This is a genomic window from Psychrobacter faecalis (assembly GCF_016107575.1).
Lineage (GTDB): Bacteria > Pseudomonadota > Gammaproteobacteria > Pseudomonadales > Moraxellaceae > Psychrobacter > Psychrobacter faecalis.
In genome coordinates this window covers 23,979-39,703 of record NZ_JABAST010000020.1, presented here as the reverse complement: position 1 = coordinate 39,703, position 15,725 = coordinate 23,979, and the positions used below count along the sequence as shown (strand labels likewise).

Genomic DNA, 15,725 nt, shown 5'->3' with positions numbered 1-15,725 from the left:
AAAATTTGGACACGCTTTACCCTCGCATCAACATAGTTTGCCCTTAAAATCAATATAGCATTTTCAAAATTTTCCCGCTATATTGTGTCCACCTGCTAACAAATACGCTATATGTAGTGCTCAGTGATTTAAACCGTCACTATGAGCTGCGGCATCGTTTTGCCTAAAAAAACCTACCATAACAGGATGTCTTGTCTTAAAACAGATAGCGTCTGAAAGATAGCGTGACAAAGCATGTCTGCCAGATTTAACCGCGCAGCAGCCTATAAAGCAACATTATAAATAACTACCTAGCAATCAACTTACGAGGTCAGCATGACACATATCGATAATATCAAAGTAACCAAACGTGATGGACGTTTAGAGCCCATTGATTTAGACAAGATTCATAAGGTTATCGAGTGGGCAGCTCATGATTTAGATAATGTGTCGGTATCGCAAGTTGAGCTAAAGTCGCATATTCAGTTTTATGACGGTATCAGAACGCGTGATATTCACGAAACCATCATCAAGTCAGCCGCCGACCTTATTTCTGAAAGCACACCTGACTATCAGTATTTAGCCGCGCGTTTGGCGATCTTCCATTTACGTAAAATTGCTTATAACAAATTTACCCCGCCGCATCTGTATGACCATGTCAAAACGTTGACCGATGCTGGTAAATATGACGAACATATCCTAGCCGACTATAGCCGCGCAGAATTTGATGAATTAGAAGAGTACCTCGACCACTGGCGCGATATGAATCTGGCTTATGCCGCCGTTGAGCAAATGGCGGGCAAATACCTTGTCCAAGACCGCGTGACCAAAACCGTTTACGAGAGCCCGCAGTTCTTATATATGCTCGTTGGCATGTGTTTGTTTGCCAATTATGACAAGGGCGAGCGCTTAAGCTATGTCAAACGCTTTTATGATGCGACCTCACAATTTAAAATCTCGCTACCAACGCCTATCATGTCGGGTGTACGTACCCCATCGCGCCAGTTTAGCTCGTGTGTCCTAATCGAATGCGGTGATAGCCTAGACTCTATCAACGCCACCACCAGTGCCATCGTCCGTTATGTCTCGCAGCGCGCTGGAATCGGCATCAACGCTGGTCGTATCCGCGCCCTTGGTAGCCCTATCCGTGGCGGCGAAGCACAGCATACTGGCTGTATTCCATTTTACAAACTGTTTCAGACAGCGGTGAAATGCTGCTCACAAGGCGGCGTGCGTGGCGGTGCGGCGACGTTATTTTATCCATTATGGCATTTAGAAGTTGAGTCATTATTGGTGCTAAAGAACAACCGCGGCGTTGAAGACAACCGTGTCCGTCATATGGACTACGGCGTCCAGCTAAATAAAACCATGTATACCCGTTTGATTAAAGGTCAAGATATCTCGCTGTTTTCACCGTCCGACGTTCCGGGTTTGTATGATGCCTTCTTTGAAGATCAAGACACCTTTGAAGAACTATATACCAAGTATGAAAACGACCCTAATATCCGTAGCCGTCAAATTCCAGCAACGGAATTGTTTAGTCTGATGATGCAAGAGCGCGCCAGCACTGGTCGTATCTATATCCAAAACGTCGACCATTGCAACACGCATAGCCCATTTGACCCGACAGTTGCGCCGATTCGCCAGTCAAATCTATGTATGGAAATCGCGCTACCAACAAAGCCACTTGATAATATCAATGATGAAACTGGCGAGATTGCCCTTTGTACGCTATCAGCAGTCAACTTAGGTAAAGTTGAAAACGTTAGCGACATCGAAGAGCCAGCCGAACTCATCGTCCGTGCGCTTGATGCCCTGCTCGACTATCAAGACTATCCGGTCAAAGCCGCTGAAAATGGCAGTATGCGTCGCCGTACCTTAGGTGTTGGCGTGATTAACTATGCGTATTATCTTGCGAAAAATGGCGTACGCTATTCAGACGGCAGCGCGCTTGGTCTGACCCATCAAACCTTTGAAGCGCTACAGTATTACCTCTTAAAAGCCTCGAACAAATTGGCCAAAGAGCAAGGCGCTTGCCCTGCCTTTAATGAGACTACTTACTCGCAAGGTATCCTACCGATTGATACCTATAAAAAAGACTTGGATCAAATCTGCCAAGAGCCGCTACATCTCGATTGGGAAACGCTACGAGGTGAAATCACCACTCACGGTCTGCGCAACTCTACTCTAACTGCTTTAATGCCGTCTGAAACTTCTAGCCAGATTGCCAACGCCACCAATGGTATCGAGCCACCACGCGGTCTGGTATCTATCAAAGCGTCAAAAGATGGTATCTTAAAGCAAGTAGTACCTGAGATTGACAAGCTAAAAGGTCAGTACGAGCTACTATGGCAAATGCCGAACAATGACGGTTACCTAAAGCTGGTCGCTATCATGCAAAAATTCGTCGACCAAAGTATCTCTGCCAATACCAACTACGATCCTGTTCGTTATGAAGGTGGCCGTGTACCGATGAAGATATTGCTTAAAGATTTGCTAAATGCGTATAAGCTTGGCGTGAAGACGTTGTACTACCATAACACTCGTGATGGTGCGAACGATGCGCAAGCGGATATGGAAGATGATTGTGCTGGTGGGGCTTGTAAGATTTAAGGTGAGAACCGTTAAAAAATTGCATGTCAATTTTAGGTTCGCAAGAGAAATTCTTTAAATAGAATTTCTGATGGATGGCGGGTTTGGCTTTTGGGTTAAACCTGCTCTTTTATTATATACAGATTAACTATTTATAACATATCCTTAAAATTATTTAATATGAAAATCAAGGAAGAGAAGCTGAAATGCAATGGAAACAGTTAATTATAGGAGCCCTTATTACTCTTGCAGTAACCGTTACAGGTGGTGTGCTTGTATACTACATTACTCAAGATAACGACACTATAAAATCAGAATCATTAACGTATCAAACTAAGAGTCAAATAGCTTTTGAAGGTGATGATAACAGTTTATCTATAGGTTTTATAGATTTTGCGAATATTGGTAATCAACCTGCTAAAGATGTTGTTGCAACATTCATCTCTGAATCCGCAGAAATCAAAGAATTTAAGCCTGAAAGTAAAGAGGGTGCAAAATTAAGTTTTGAAATTTCAGATGATAATAAAACAGCTACTATATTTATAGATAATTTACTACCTAAAGAAATAGTTTCAGTTAACTATTTATTAACTAATACTTCAGATGTTAATTTCAGTCTAAGAAGTAATGAAAGCATTGGTAAAGAAGGTCCCACTCAAACTATTAAGAAAAATAAAGATTTTAATTTTTCTACTTTAGTCGAAGTTTTTGTACCTTTGATTTTGTTAGCTATTTTTATATCGGTATTAGTATCTAAACTAGGCAGAAGTTATACTTACTCAATACCATCGTGTAAAAACAATGTTGCTTTTGCACTTCTTCATGAAGGAGAATTAACCGAAGCTGCATCTATACTATCTTCTGCTATATCTAATGGCGAAGACGGGTCATATGCACTTTCCAACTATGCAGTAGCATTAGCAGTTATGGGGGATTTAGATAGAGCAAGAGCATATATAAAAGCTTCTAATACTTTAGTGTCTAAAAAAAATGAACTTATATTCTATTATTTGAATGATGCTATAGTTTCATACTATGAAGGAAGAAAGACTGAATGTAATAATCTATTAAAAAAATCGCTAGATCTTAGTACAAAAAATATTATATCGCATTATAAAAATAGTGTAATAATAAGTAAAATTATTGAAGATAATGACATAGATATTAGTCTAGAGAATTAATCTAACAATATAATTTAAGCAGGATTTTCTATTACTTTAATAGTAACTTTGCGAGATTGAGAAGCTGGGTTAAAAACCCAGCCTACGCAAAAATACACTCGACTCTATAGTTGGCGTTATAGTTGGCGTTTGCTCATAATATAGATAAACCGTGCAAACGGTGCTTAAAAAGCCCCCTACAAATCACGTTTAATTAGTAGATTTAATTAGAAAGAGCATCAATGCTACAGCAAGGCTTTTTAGCCGCGACTATAGCGGTATCCTGCTGACGACGATGACGATGCAGTCCGTGACTGAGCGTAGTATCGAGACAACAGGAATGCGGTCAGACACGATAGACTGCACGCCAGCGGCTAAGCAGATACAAGCGGTAGGCGGGATTGGCTACCGCAAATATTTAATTTAACACAATAACAATTAAGACCTAATTTTCGTGCTAATATTAGCCCTATATTTAGAGCATATTTTTAGCGGAGAATGAATCATGCAACCAATATTTGCGACACAGACAGCCAGTATCTCAGAGCTGAAAAACAACCCTTCGGCACTGATTAGACAGTCAGACGGTGAGTCTATTGCTATTTTAAATCATAATAAACCGGTGGCTTACTTGGTTTCCACAGATATGTATGAGCGCATGATGGAAGCGATGGACGATATGGCATTAAGCCAAACTGTCAGCGCACGGATGAATGACGACCAAACACCTATAAAGGTAAGTTTGGATGACTTATAATCTTGAATTTCATCCTTTGGCGTTAAAAGAATGGAAAAAGCTAGCGCCCAGTATTCAGCAGCAGTTTAAGAAAAAATTACAGCAGCGCTTAGCAAGTCCGCGTGTGCCTGCGTCAAAACTCTCAGGACATACAGACGCCTATAAAATCAAACTACGCACCATCGGCTATCGTTTGGTATATATCGTCAAAGATGATGTCGTCGTGGTTTATGTATTAGCCGTAGGCAAAAGAGAAAATAACAAAGTATATGAGGCGCTTGCGACTCGCCAGCTATAATCGAAACACAGAAAGAATAAAAATGACGGAGGTCATAGACGTGCAATATACGGCAATCATCAAAGACGGTGGTTTATTTATCCCTAATGTATTTTCCGACCTAAATGATGGTAACTCGCATATCGTGCAAGTAGAAGTCGATATCGAGGACGTTCGTCAGCAATTAGATAGTAGCGCAGTAGCGAAAATGGACGCGCCAAGACCAGCAAAAAAACCCGTTAAAAAGCAGACAAAAAAAGAAGTTCAGAAAGCCGTAGACGTGGAGTTAAGTACGCTGCGTAAAAGTGCTATCGATGAGCTAGAAGGCTTAGACGATAGTGAGCTTAGCGAGATATTTAAAGCCTATATGAATGATGGTCAAGAACAGACGCAAATATCTTTAGAGAACCTATAACACCGTTTTGCCCGTATTCTTTAGACGGTATTTTAAAACTTTTGATTCACAACTGTAGCACTTATAAAGGTGGAACTATGACTTACTCGATTTTTTCCCAAACGCCAAACAATGCGCTAACAGAGCCGATGTTTTTTGGTCAGCCGGTCAACGTGGCGCGTTATGACCAACAAAAACACCCTATCTTTGAGCAGTTGATTGAAAAGCAGCTGTCATTCTTTTGGCGTCCAGAAGAAGTCGACGTTTCAAAAGACCGTATCGATTATGGCAACCTGTCGTCGCATGAGCAGCACATCTTTATCAGTAATCTAAAATATCAGACCCTACTCGACTCTATCCAAGGTCGTAGTCCAAACGTGGTGCTATTGCCGCTGGTGTCAATTCCTGAGCTTGAGACGTGGATTGAGACTTGGACGTTTTCTGAGACCATTCACTCGCGCAGCTACACCCATATCATTCGTAATATCGTCAATGATCCCGGCGTGGTCTTCGATGACATTATGCAAAATGAGCACATTTTAGAACGCGCCTCTGATATCGCCAAGTACTACGATGATTTGTACTACGACTCACAGCTTTACAATATGTATGGCGCAGGCACGCATACCGTCAATGGCAAAGAAGTGACCGTTAGCTTAAAATCGCTGAAAAAGCAGCTGTATTTATGCTTGATGGCGGTTAACGTCCTAGAAGCCATTCGTTTTTATGTGTCATTTGCCTGCTCGTTTGCCTTTGCTGAGCGTAAGCTGATGGAAGGTAACGCTAAGATTATTAAATTAATCGCCCGTGATGAGGCGCTGCATTTAACCGGTACGCAGCATATCCTAAACTTGATGCGTAATGGTCGTGACGATCCAGAAATGGTTGAGATTGCCAATGAATGCTATGCAGAAAGCATCGAAATCTTTACCAAAGCGGCGCAGCAAGAAAAAGAATGGGCGGGTTATCTGTTTAAAGACGGCTCAATGATCGGCTTAAATAAAGATATCCTTTGTCAATATATCGAATATATCACCAATTTACGAATGGAAGCGGTTGGCTTGCCAGTCGCGTTCCCGAACTCAAAATCAAACCCTATTCCATGGATTAATACTTGGTTGTCGTCTGATAACGTGCAAGTTGCGCCGCAAGAAACGGAAATCAGCTCGTACCTGGTCGGTCAAATTGATTCAGATTTATCCAATAGCGACTTTGACGATTTTGAACTTTAAACGTTTAACTTTACACACATTATTGTCATGGCTTAATCTTACTATTTTAAGGTTAGGCCGCTATCGTTTTAGTAAGATTTTATGATTAAAAAGTACCATTAAAGACAACTTTACATGCGATGGGAAAATTAAGATAAGGTTGAATTATGACTTGGGTAATGACGAGTAAGAAGCAATTCTACTTGCATGATGACGAAAGTCTGCTCGATGGATTGCTACGCACCGGACATGATATCAATTATCAGTGTAAGGAAGGCTATTGTGGCAGTTGCCGCATCAAGCGCATCGCCAGCTCACACGTTATTGATTATCCGTTTGAGCCACTTGCTATGATTGAAGAAGACGAAATCTTGCCCTGTTGCTGCCGCGTGCAAGGCGTCATTTATATCAATCACGAGCTAATAGAAAAGTAGCTGCCAAATTCATAGAGTTATGATTAAAAAAACATGCTAATAAAAAAGCGCGCTATCTTCAAAATAGCGCGCTTTTTTTATTTTTTAAATTCCACAGTAATATGTGTAAACCATACTTTTATAAAGGTGCGCCATCTCTTTCAAATAACTGCAATAGCTCTTCGCGCATACGGTCACGCTCCGCTTCTGACATCATGGGCACTTCTTCTCCATCATTTTGTAGACTAGGATCGCCCATACCACCTAGCGTTTCATCGTGAATAACGACAGGGCGCGCCATAGGTTCTTGCGCTGGACGCTCTTCTAGCAGGATTTTTACTTGCTTGTTTTTGCCTTGGCGCAGGACTTGAGCGTTAAGCGTGGTATTTGGCGCTTTACGAGCGACATACTGGATTAAGGTATTGGCATCGGTCATCTCAATACCGTCAATTGACAAAATAATATCGCCAATGCGTAAGCCACTCTTAGCCGCTGGACTTTTAGGCACGACATTAAATACTTCGACACCTGTTGAAGTTTCAAGCTGGGTTGGGTCGCGCAGCTGCGATTGGATTTCGATACCGAGCCAACCACGGCTAACCTTTCCATCTTTAATAATCGCATTCATCACTTGCTCAACGATGGCAGTAGGAATGGCAAATCCAATACCCATCGAACCGCCAGAGCGCGAGTAAATAGCGGTATTAATACCAATGAGCTCGCCGTAAGCATCAACCAGCGCGCCACCTGAGTTACCCGGATTGATCGCCGCATCGGTCTGGATAAAGTCTTCAAACTTATTAACGCCAAGTCCTGTTCGCCCTGTCGCCGAGATAATACCTTGCGTCACCGTCTGACCAACCCCGAATGGATTACCAATCGCCAATGCCACATCGCCAACACGAATAGGGTCTTTACGGAAACCAAGGGGCGTCAAATCAGTCATATCAACTTTAATCACCGCCAAATCACTGTCTGGATCGGTACCAATCAATTTCGCACGACTCTTGCGCCCATCATTAAAGGCAACCGTAATTTCATCAGCTTTTTCAAGGACATGAGCGTTGGTCACAATATAACCATCTTCTGAAACAATGACCCCAGAACCCAAGTTGGTATTGCCCTGCTCTTGGGACGGCCCACCATGAAACTCAAAAAATCGGCGCAATACCGGATCGTTCATATAAGGATGCTCGGCCATCGTCTGCGTGGTATAGATATTGACGACAGATTGTGACGCGCGAGCAACGCCATTATGATAAGAAGCAATCGGCGCAGGTGTATCGGACACTGGCGCTGATGCTTGCTGCTCGGCAGGCATGGTTCTAGGCGGCTCCCACGCTTGCTCTGATGCCGTCTTCATACTCGTAAACAACCAAATAAACGCTGCAACCACTATCAGCAACAAAACCCAAGGCAACCACGTTAACGCGCCGGCCTTGTTATTGTTATTGGTATTCCGAGAAGACGACATATAAAAACCTCTCTATTTTAAAAATAGTTTTGTGAAAACAGTTTGGTAAAAACAGTGAATGAATGATAACTATACGCAAACGCTTCTCGTTGGGCAATGATGCCTAGTAATACCTAAGACAAGATTGAATAATATAAGCGCTACGGATTCTATAGATTCAGGTATGCAAATTATAACTGGCAACATCGATAAATAGTAACGTATCGTGTACCGTTTCAGTTATCCGCGTTATCTACTCTTTTACAGCACCATGCTAAAATGGCGCTATTAAACACCCTAACGACTTAGAGCAAAGTTAATTATAAACAGATATTTTGCTTATTTAGCGGCAATACTTACTGCATTGAACGCTTGAAATTTGTAAATAACAAACAATCAAGAACCGTCCGTAACGGCAACAATTATAAGGAAAGACCATGACCGAACACAATAGCTCGACCGAAACCTTAAACCAGCTTTCAAATCAGTTCTCAAGTCAGTTTTCAAGCCAAACGCCAAATAAGACGATTAGCACACAAGCTTTGACGGATTTTTGTGACGACTACTTATCAGCAGCAGCCTTTAAAGACTATGCACCAAATGGCTTGCAAGTAGATGGCGGGCGACCTATCGGTCGTATTGTCACCGGTGTCACCGCCTGTGAGGCGTTGATTGACGCCGCGATTGCTGATAACGCCGATGCTATCGTGGTGCATCATGGCTATTTTTGGAAAGGCGAGCCTGAGACCATCACAGGCATGAAAGGTCAACGTATTCGCAAACTGATGCAGCATGGCATTTCTTTGATTGGCTACCACCTGCCACTCGATGCCCATCCTATTATTGGCAATAATGCCAAACTTGCTGAGTTACTCGATATGAATATCATCGGTGCGCTTTATCCGCATGAGTCGCATCCGGTTGGCAATATTGCCAGCTGCCAGCCGCAAAGCGCTCAAAACCTTATTACCCAGATTACCGCTGCTTTAGGTCGGGTGCCATTACACATTCCCGCCACCTATAACGCCGCAACCAACGCTGAGCCTACGCAAGCGGACAGCAGATTGATTGAACGCGTGGGTATCTGCACGGGCGGCGCGCAAGATATGATTGAGCAAGCAGCATTGATGGGCTGTGATGCTTATATTTCTGGTGAAATATCAGAGCGCACTACCCATAGCGCCCGTGAGCTTGGCATTGATTACTTTGCCTGCGGTCACCATGCGACCGAGCGCGGCGGTATTCAAGCGTTGGGCGAACTACTGGCTGAGCAATTTGGCTTGCTCGTGACTTTTATTGACATTGATAACCCAGCCTAACCATTAAGCTCCGCTTGATAATCAAACAGTTTTATCTACCTACAATTGTTTTTTCTCAGTTGAAGCACTAAGTTTATTAAGCGTTAATATTAATATTTTGCGTCAAATACAGAAAATGCTGCTTAGGCGCAATCTTTTCTTATAGCACTTTTTGTCACTGGGTCAGCCAAAACAAAGGCGTTTTTTACCGTTTATAGTGCTATTGTTAAGTTTTATCGCTAATTTATTAAATCTACTTGAATAATATAATGAATATCCGCATATTAGTTCCTGAAGAAAGAATGTCTTGTCATGAGACTTCCCATTTTTATAGCTTCCGGTTATGGCGCTAAAATTTTTTTCATCGATTAAAGCTCTATTTTTTAATAAATTAATAAGGTTTTTAACGGTGATCATTTAAATACTCTCTTTGCCTTATTTAGCTGATGAGACAGTGGTTTTAAACAGTATTTTTATTTTAGCGTCGCGATAAGATTAGAGCAAAATTTCTCTGATGGTGTTTTTTTTACTCGCTAGCAGACAAGGGGTATTACTCATCTTTATCGCTGAGCAAACCATATTATTAGCCCGCTCCTCTACTACAATCGATTTAAAGAGTAGCTCGTGATTAATATAAACGCAGCAACGATTAAGTGCAGTTGTACGGCGCTTATGCTGTATATTTGTCTCAATAATTTATTCATGACCTTACCTATGTTTCATATGGTTTTATAGCCAGTCTTTTAATCACTAACTCATTTTATAGCGATGAAGGAATCATCCGATTTATACCCTTCGCGCTGTGGTGCGTCTTTTTTTAGAATGATGTTTGAAGTGCGTGTTTTATCTTCTAAAAAGTAGCTACCTATGCGTTAAATGATAAAAAGATGGTTGTGCTAACGGTTATATATTTGATGTTAGCAGCGCCATATGTAAACAAGATGACAGCGACCTTATGCTATTTATCAGGCTGATGTGATCTAAAATGTAACGCCAGTTTATGCCACTTATATAGCCATACGCTTTTTATAACTATATAAGCCGCATAAATTGATTAAGCATTTTTATGGTATGAAGGATGGCTAAAATCAGGAGACATCCATGCAGCGTATTACTTACCGTGTGAAAGTATCTGCGCAAGGGGCCAAACGCCGTATTTCTTATTTACTGCGTCCATCTAAGCGCTTACTGCACACCAAAAGTAACTTCGTTCCAGCAGTTGCACCTATCAAAGTGACTGGTTGCGCCAAAACCAAATTTTCCAAAACCAAGAAATTGGCACAAGTATCAAGCATCGCTCTGCTCTCTTTACCGGCTGAGAGCTTGACCACGATGAACGCGCCTGTGCCTGCCTATGCGCACGTTATGTTAGAAAACACTCTAACGGTTGCTGCTGTACCGGGTGACAGCACCTACTTTGCAACCGACGGCTTTCAGCACGGTTTTGGCTATGATTTAGTGCGTAGCTATGCAGATGGGCTTGGCGTCAACATCAATCTCAAAGCCTATGCTAGCGAAGAAGCAGCGCTCAGAGCTTTAAAATCAGGCGATGCCGATATAGCTTTGACCACCGCCAGCACCCAGCTAAAAAGCCAGTTAGATTTAGCTTCTGTCAATGTCAGCTGCGGCTATGATGCCAGCTTGACTAAAAATGGGCTGCATCCTAAGGTCAGTTGGACATTTAATTCTGCCAACGATCCATTATCGCAAAAAGCCAGTTACTTTTTATGTGATAGTATTAAGCTTGAACACACGCAAAAATTGGCGGCGTTTTATAATCAGAACTTATTAAAAGACGCTTATAGCCAAGACCATTTTAAAAAGACCTTGACAGAAAAGTTGCCTGATTATCAGTCATCGTTTCAAGAGCAAGCGCGCAATTATAATCATGATTGGGAGCTACTGGTCGCCATGGGCTATCAAGAGTCGCATTTAAATGCCAATGCCGTCTCTCCGACTGGCGTGCGCGGTATCATGATGCTGACCAATAATACCGCTAAGGCGATGGGCGTCTCTGATCGCGTTGACCCGTATCAAAGTATTGGTGGCGGTGCTCGTTATTTGGAGCAAATGAAAGCCGATTTCGCTGATGTACCAAAGACTGATCGCATCTGGTTTGCCCTTGCCGCTTATAATATGGGTCCAAATGCTGTAAAAGGTATCCAGCGTAAATTGAGCGCCAATGGCATCGATGATAAAAGCTGGGCAAACATATATGCTTATTTGTCGGAAAATAGAGCGTCGAACAGCCGTTATGGTCAGGCAATGCATTATGTGAGTAATATTAGAAGTTATCTTGAAACCATTAAAACCCAAACGGTTTAATATGGTCGTGCTAAAGGCTCTAAACCTTGAATAAAGTCTTAAATCTTGAACAAAGTAATGCCAATAAAAAAGCTGCTCTTATAAAAGAGCAGCTTTTTTTAATGCTTAAAATTTGTCAAATGCGATTACATTCTACATTAGCGATTCGGTACGGTTAAACGTTGACCGCGTTGTAGCATGGTATCGACAGCGATATTGTTCATATCGGCAAGCTCTTTGGTGGATACGCCATACTTACGTGCTAGGCCAATCAAACTATCGCCCGAGCCCACGGTATAGCTGACCGTTGCTTTTGGTACTTTGATGGTCTGCCCACGTTGTAACTGGGCGTTGGTCGCCAAATTATTGGTCGCCGCCAAATCCTCTACCGATATCCCAAACTGACGCGCTAGCGCAATCAGACCATCGCCCGCTTTTACTTTATAGCTTTCGGTATTACCAAGTTTTTTACCAGCGCTGGTGCTACTGGCTGTTTCTGTACTTGCGGTGCTGCTCTTACTATTGTTACTAGTATTGTTAGACGTGCTAGCAACACTGACCGTACCGTTTGCAGGAATGGTAATCGTCCGACCCAATATCAGATTAGAATTGGTTTTTAAATTATTGGCAGCGGCCAAATCACTTAAGCCAATATTGTAACGCTGAGCAACGCCCGTTAACGTATCGCCTGATTTTACTTTATAGCTAACCGCTTTGTCATTAAGCTGACGATCGACCAAATCTTTGGTGACAGGCACTTTGATTGTCTGACCACGCTGTAAGCGCGCTTTGGCATCAAAGTTAGGGTTGACGGCTGCTAGCTCTTCAGGACTGATACCAACACTATTTGCAATACCAATTAAAGTATCACCCGATTTAACCTTATAGTTAGTCGTTGCCACTGTGCTTGTAGGACTATTGGTTTTCACAGGATTGCTAGCGCTGCTAGAGCTAGTATTTGCGGCAGTAAAGTCTACATTGGCAGGCACTTTTAAGATTTGACCGACGTATAGTGAGTCCATCGTACCCATATTATTTAAATTTGCCAAGGTGGTGGTCGGTACATTAAATTGACGAGATAGCGCAATCAAACCATCGCCCGGTTTGACTTTATAATTTTTGGTAGCCGTACTGGATTTACTAGGTTTGGTCGATGGCGCAGCAGGCGTGGCCGCAGGCGCGGTGACTTTACCAGGTACCAACCACAGTTTTTGCCCACGTAGCAAGTCTGCTCTACTGCTCAGATTATTGTAGGTGGCTAGCTGAGTCACTGACAAACCAAAGCGATTGGCGGTACCGATTAGCGTATCACCGCCTTGAACGATATAGCTTTCAGGCTGGCTTGCGGCGGTATTGCTCGCACTACTCAATGGCTCGATAGATTTGGCGTTATATAAGTATAATGTGCTGCCTGCTAGCAGATTGGCACTCGCATCTATCTGATTCCATTCAGCGATATCACGCCAGCTAACACCAGCACGACTAGCAATATTCGCCAAGGTATCGCCGCGCTTGACGGTATAAGTGCTACGCGTGCCTTGTGGTTTTGGTTTGCTAGCCGATTTTTTCGGGAAGCTCAGTTTCTTCTCTTGCCCAGTCGCTTCTAAAATCGACTGCTGCGTCTGAACAGCTGATAGGTTGATATTACCATCGGCATTGACGATATTGGTTTCAGGCGTACTAATACGAATCTGATTGGCAATGTAATCACGTTCCGCTTTACTTAATGGCGGCTCTTGAATGATGGTATTGTTTTGCGTAATTTGCGCCGATGTGGTCGGTAAGCTGTTACTGCTCTTTAGTTCAGCGTTAATCTTTTTGGTTTCAGCAGACGTCAGCGGTGGCTCAGTACGGACGGTATTGTTGTTACTATAAACGGAGCTGCTGGTCGGTGAAGCCGTCGGCGGAATATAACTGGTGGTCTGCTGCGGTACGCTTGCGCTCGCGGCATACTCTGCAAGGGCGCTGCCGGTAGTCGGTAATGAGCCACTACTGGTGTATGGTTTATTATTGTAGCTTGGTGTGGTTGAGCCTGAATAGCTAGGCGTCGTGCTAATACTGGTATTGCTAGAAGCAATGACATTACTACTACCATTACCTCTTAACGAGCTAAGCTTAGCATCTGTCGTCAAGCTGACATCGTTTGGAATGATAATACGCTGCGGGCCTGATGCGTCGACGCGCGCTGATGTCAGCGCCGTATTCAGCCTTTCTAACTCATCGTAACTGACCCCTGTCACTTGCGACACTTCAGCTAGGCTTACACCATAATTGACCGGTACACTACGGAAATGCTGACGGTTAGCAATAGCAGGCAGATAGACGCCATATTGCTCAGGCTTGGCAACGATTTCGGCAACCGCCAAAAAGCGCGGTACATAGTTCATGGTTTCAGTCGGTAGTCTGAGCGACCAATAATCGGTCGGCAAACCGCGCGCCGCATTGGCATCAATGGCTTTTTGTACGCGACCAGGACCGGCGTTATAAGCAGCTAGTGCCAGCTCCCAACTGCCAAATTGATTATGCAGCGCAGTCAAAAAGTCGTAAGCGGCACGCGTTGATTCAATCACATCACGGCGACCATCATAGGTACTACTTTGATTTAGACCATAGATACGCCCAGTACTTGGAATAAACTGCCATAAACCTGCGGCGGCGGCACTACTGGTACCACTTGGATCGTAGGAGCTCTCAATCACTGGCAATAACGCAAGTTCGGTTGGAATATTACGGCGCTCAGCTTCTCGCACCGTATGGTAAAGGTAGCGACTGGCACGGGCGGTTAAACGGTTTAGATAGTCTTGGCGACTGGTAAACCAACCTTTTTGCGCTTCAATACGCTGATTATAAACAGGGCGTCCACCATTCATACGGTAGCCTGCACGCAAGCGATTCCACAAATCACCATATTGTTGAATAGCAAGTTTATTGCCTTCAACCATCGTCATATCAGTCGCTTCTAATAAATCTGCCAGCTCATCTAAGCTCTCAGCATCCAAAAAAGCCGTTGAATAATCAGCGCCCGTGCTTGGTTTAGTCACTTGAGTAGCGGGACGTTTGTTAACCACAGCTGAGCTGCCGGTCGCACCCGTCTTTTTTACCGCTGAGGTATTACTACAAGCACTGATAAGTAAAGTCGACACCGCCAGCGTCAATGGTAAAGCGATAAAGGAGCGAGATTTTGATGACACAGTAGACATGATAGTGGAAGTTTCCTAACAACAATAAGTGATAAAATAAAGTTAATCGACAGTATAGTACGCAATATCAGACAAAAACCAGCCTAATCGTAAAGATAATGCGCAAAAAGTCATCCGTCCTATCTTTTGATGGCTTACTTCATTATACAGAACTTGATATATGACTAATTTTTAGTTGATGGTCACTTGTGAGACCGCGCGTAAAAGCACCGCATTACCTGTAGATAAAGTCAGTGTGACCCGCGATGAAGTGACAAATGAAACTTTTTGACCGTCTTTTACCCAGCTTTCATTGGTGGTGACATTGGCTTTGGCTTGGTCGCCCGTAATCACAATGTTATCCACCGTAATATCGTAGCGATAATTTGACGTATCACGCCAGCTTCTTTGCAGCAGTTGCAGATAAGCGTCTTTATCAAGGCTGGTGGTTTTGCCTTTTCTGGACATCGAAATCAGTGCATCATCAGACACCAAGCGCGCAACTTGATTGGTGTTTTGGCTATTGGCAGCTGATTTCATGGCAGCGGCGTAGTTTTGTACCAGCGCATTGCTCATGGTCGCCGCTTGCGCGTTGATACTAATAGCGCCAGCAGCGGCCACTACCGCTGTCACGCCAGCACTTTTTATCAATAGAGCAATTAGCCCTTTTCCCCATAGTCGTTTCATGATATTCCTTAGTAATACTATTATCATTATCGTCGTGTGTCG

At 43.2% G+C, this 15,725-nt stretch carries 13 protein-coding genes; 10 read left to right on the top strand and 3 right to left on the bottom strand.

Translation table 11 applies throughout. The features are described 5' to 3' along the window. The first annotated feature begins 315 nt into the window (after window positions 1-315). The 8 genes from nrdA (at window position 316) to yfaE (ending at window position 6,783) form a co-directional block, all read left to right on the top strand. A complete protein-coding gene (gene nrdA / locus JFC07_RS07900) occupies window positions 316-2,592 on the top strand; it encodes a class 1a ribonucleoside-diphosphate reductase subunit alpha (protein WP_198328792.1) in 2,277 nt (758 codons plus the stop codon). Window positions 2,593-2,777: 185 nt separating this feature from the next. After that, window positions 2,778-3,752 carry a tetratricopeptide repeat protein gene (locus JFC07_RS07895; protein WP_198328791.1) on the top strand — a complete coding sequence of 325 codons (975 nt, stop codon included), beginning with the start codon at window positions 2,778-2,780 and terminating at the stop codon, window positions 3,750-3,752. A gap of 280 nt (window positions 3,753-4,032) precedes the next feature. Then, complete coding sequence (locus tag JFC07_RS13270; protein ID WP_265091040.1) at window positions 4,033-4,158, top strand: hypothetical protein; 126 nt, start codon at window positions 4,033-4,035, stop codon at window positions 4,156-4,158. Between the two features lie 78 nt (window positions 4,159-4,236). After that, window positions 4,237-4,488 carry a type II toxin-antitoxin system Phd/YefM family antitoxin gene (locus JFC07_RS07890; protein WP_198328790.1) on the top strand — a complete coding sequence of 84 codons (252 nt, stop codon included), beginning with the start codon at window positions 4,237-4,239 and terminating at the stop codon, window positions 4,486-4,488. Next, window positions 4,478-4,765, top strand: a complete 288-nt coding sequence (locus tag JFC07_RS07885; protein ID WP_198328789.1) for a type II toxin-antitoxin system RelE family toxin — start codon at window positions 4,478-4,480, stop codon at window positions 4,763-4,765. The genes JFC07_RS07890 and JFC07_RS07885 overlap by 11 nt, the downstream gene beginning before the upstream one ends. 22 nt (window positions 4,766-4,787) lie before the next feature. After that, window positions 4,788-5,159: a hypothetical protein gene (locus JFC07_RS07880; protein ID WP_227678252.1), complete on the top strand. Its 372-nt coding sequence runs from the start codon at window positions 4,788-4,790 to the stop codon at window positions 5,157-5,159. Window positions 5,160-5,236: 77 nt separating this feature from the next. Further along, window positions 5,237-6,370: a class Ia ribonucleoside-diphosphate reductase subunit beta gene (gene nrdB / locus JFC07_RS07875; protein WP_144296877.1), complete on the top strand. Its 1,134-nt coding sequence runs from the start codon at window positions 5,237-5,239 to the stop codon at window positions 6,368-6,370. Between the two features lie 146 nt (window positions 6,371-6,516). Then, window positions 6,517-6,783, top strand: coding sequence for a class I ribonucleotide reductase maintenance protein YfaE (gene yfaE / locus JFC07_RS07870; protein WP_068408173.1), 267 nt, complete (start codon window positions 6,517-6,519; stop codon window positions 6,781-6,783). 118 nt (window positions 6,784-6,901) lie between these two features. On the opposite strand, the gene JFC07_RS07865 is transcribed toward yfaE, so the two are convergent. After that, entirely contained in the window at window positions 6,902-8,236 is a 1,335-nt protein-coding gene (locus JFC07_RS07865; RefSeq protein WP_198328788.1) for a S1C family serine protease, read from the bottom strand. A gap of 416 nt (window positions 8,237-8,652) precedes the next feature. Here JFC07_RS07865 and JFC07_RS07860 point away from each other — a divergent pair, with 416 nt between their 5' ends. Both JFC07_RS07860 and JFC07_RS07855 read left to right on the top strand, forming a co-directional pair. Continuing rightward, window positions 8,653-9,534 carry a Nif3-like dinuclear metal center hexameric protein gene (locus JFC07_RS07860; protein WP_198328787.1) on the top strand — a complete coding sequence of 294 codons (882 nt, stop codon included), beginning with the start codon at window positions 8,653-8,655 and terminating at the stop codon, window positions 9,532-9,534. Window positions 9,535-10,614: 1,080 nt separating this feature from the next. Beyond that, entirely contained in the window at window positions 10,615-11,838 is a 1,224-nt protein-coding gene (locus JFC07_RS07855) for a transglycosylase SLT domain-containing protein (protein ID WP_198328786.1), read from the top strand. Between the two features lie 137 nt (window positions 11,839-11,975). Here the strand turns inward: JFC07_RS07855 and JFC07_RS07850 are convergent, their stop codons facing one another. Next, a complete protein-coding gene (locus JFC07_RS07850; RefSeq protein ID WP_198328785.1) occupies window positions 11,976-15,017 on the bottom strand; it encodes a LysM peptidoglycan-binding domain-containing protein in 3,042 nt (1,013 codons plus the stop codon). 171 nt (window positions 15,018-15,188) lie between these two features. Continuing rightward, the gene (locus JFC07_RS07845; protein ID WP_191692031.1) at window positions 15,189-15,683 is read right to left on the bottom strand and encodes a nuclear transport factor 2 family protein; all 495 of its coding nucleotides are present in this window, start codon (window positions 15,681-15,683) and stop codon (window positions 15,189-15,191) included. Window positions 15,684-15,725: the final 42 nt, after the last annotated feature.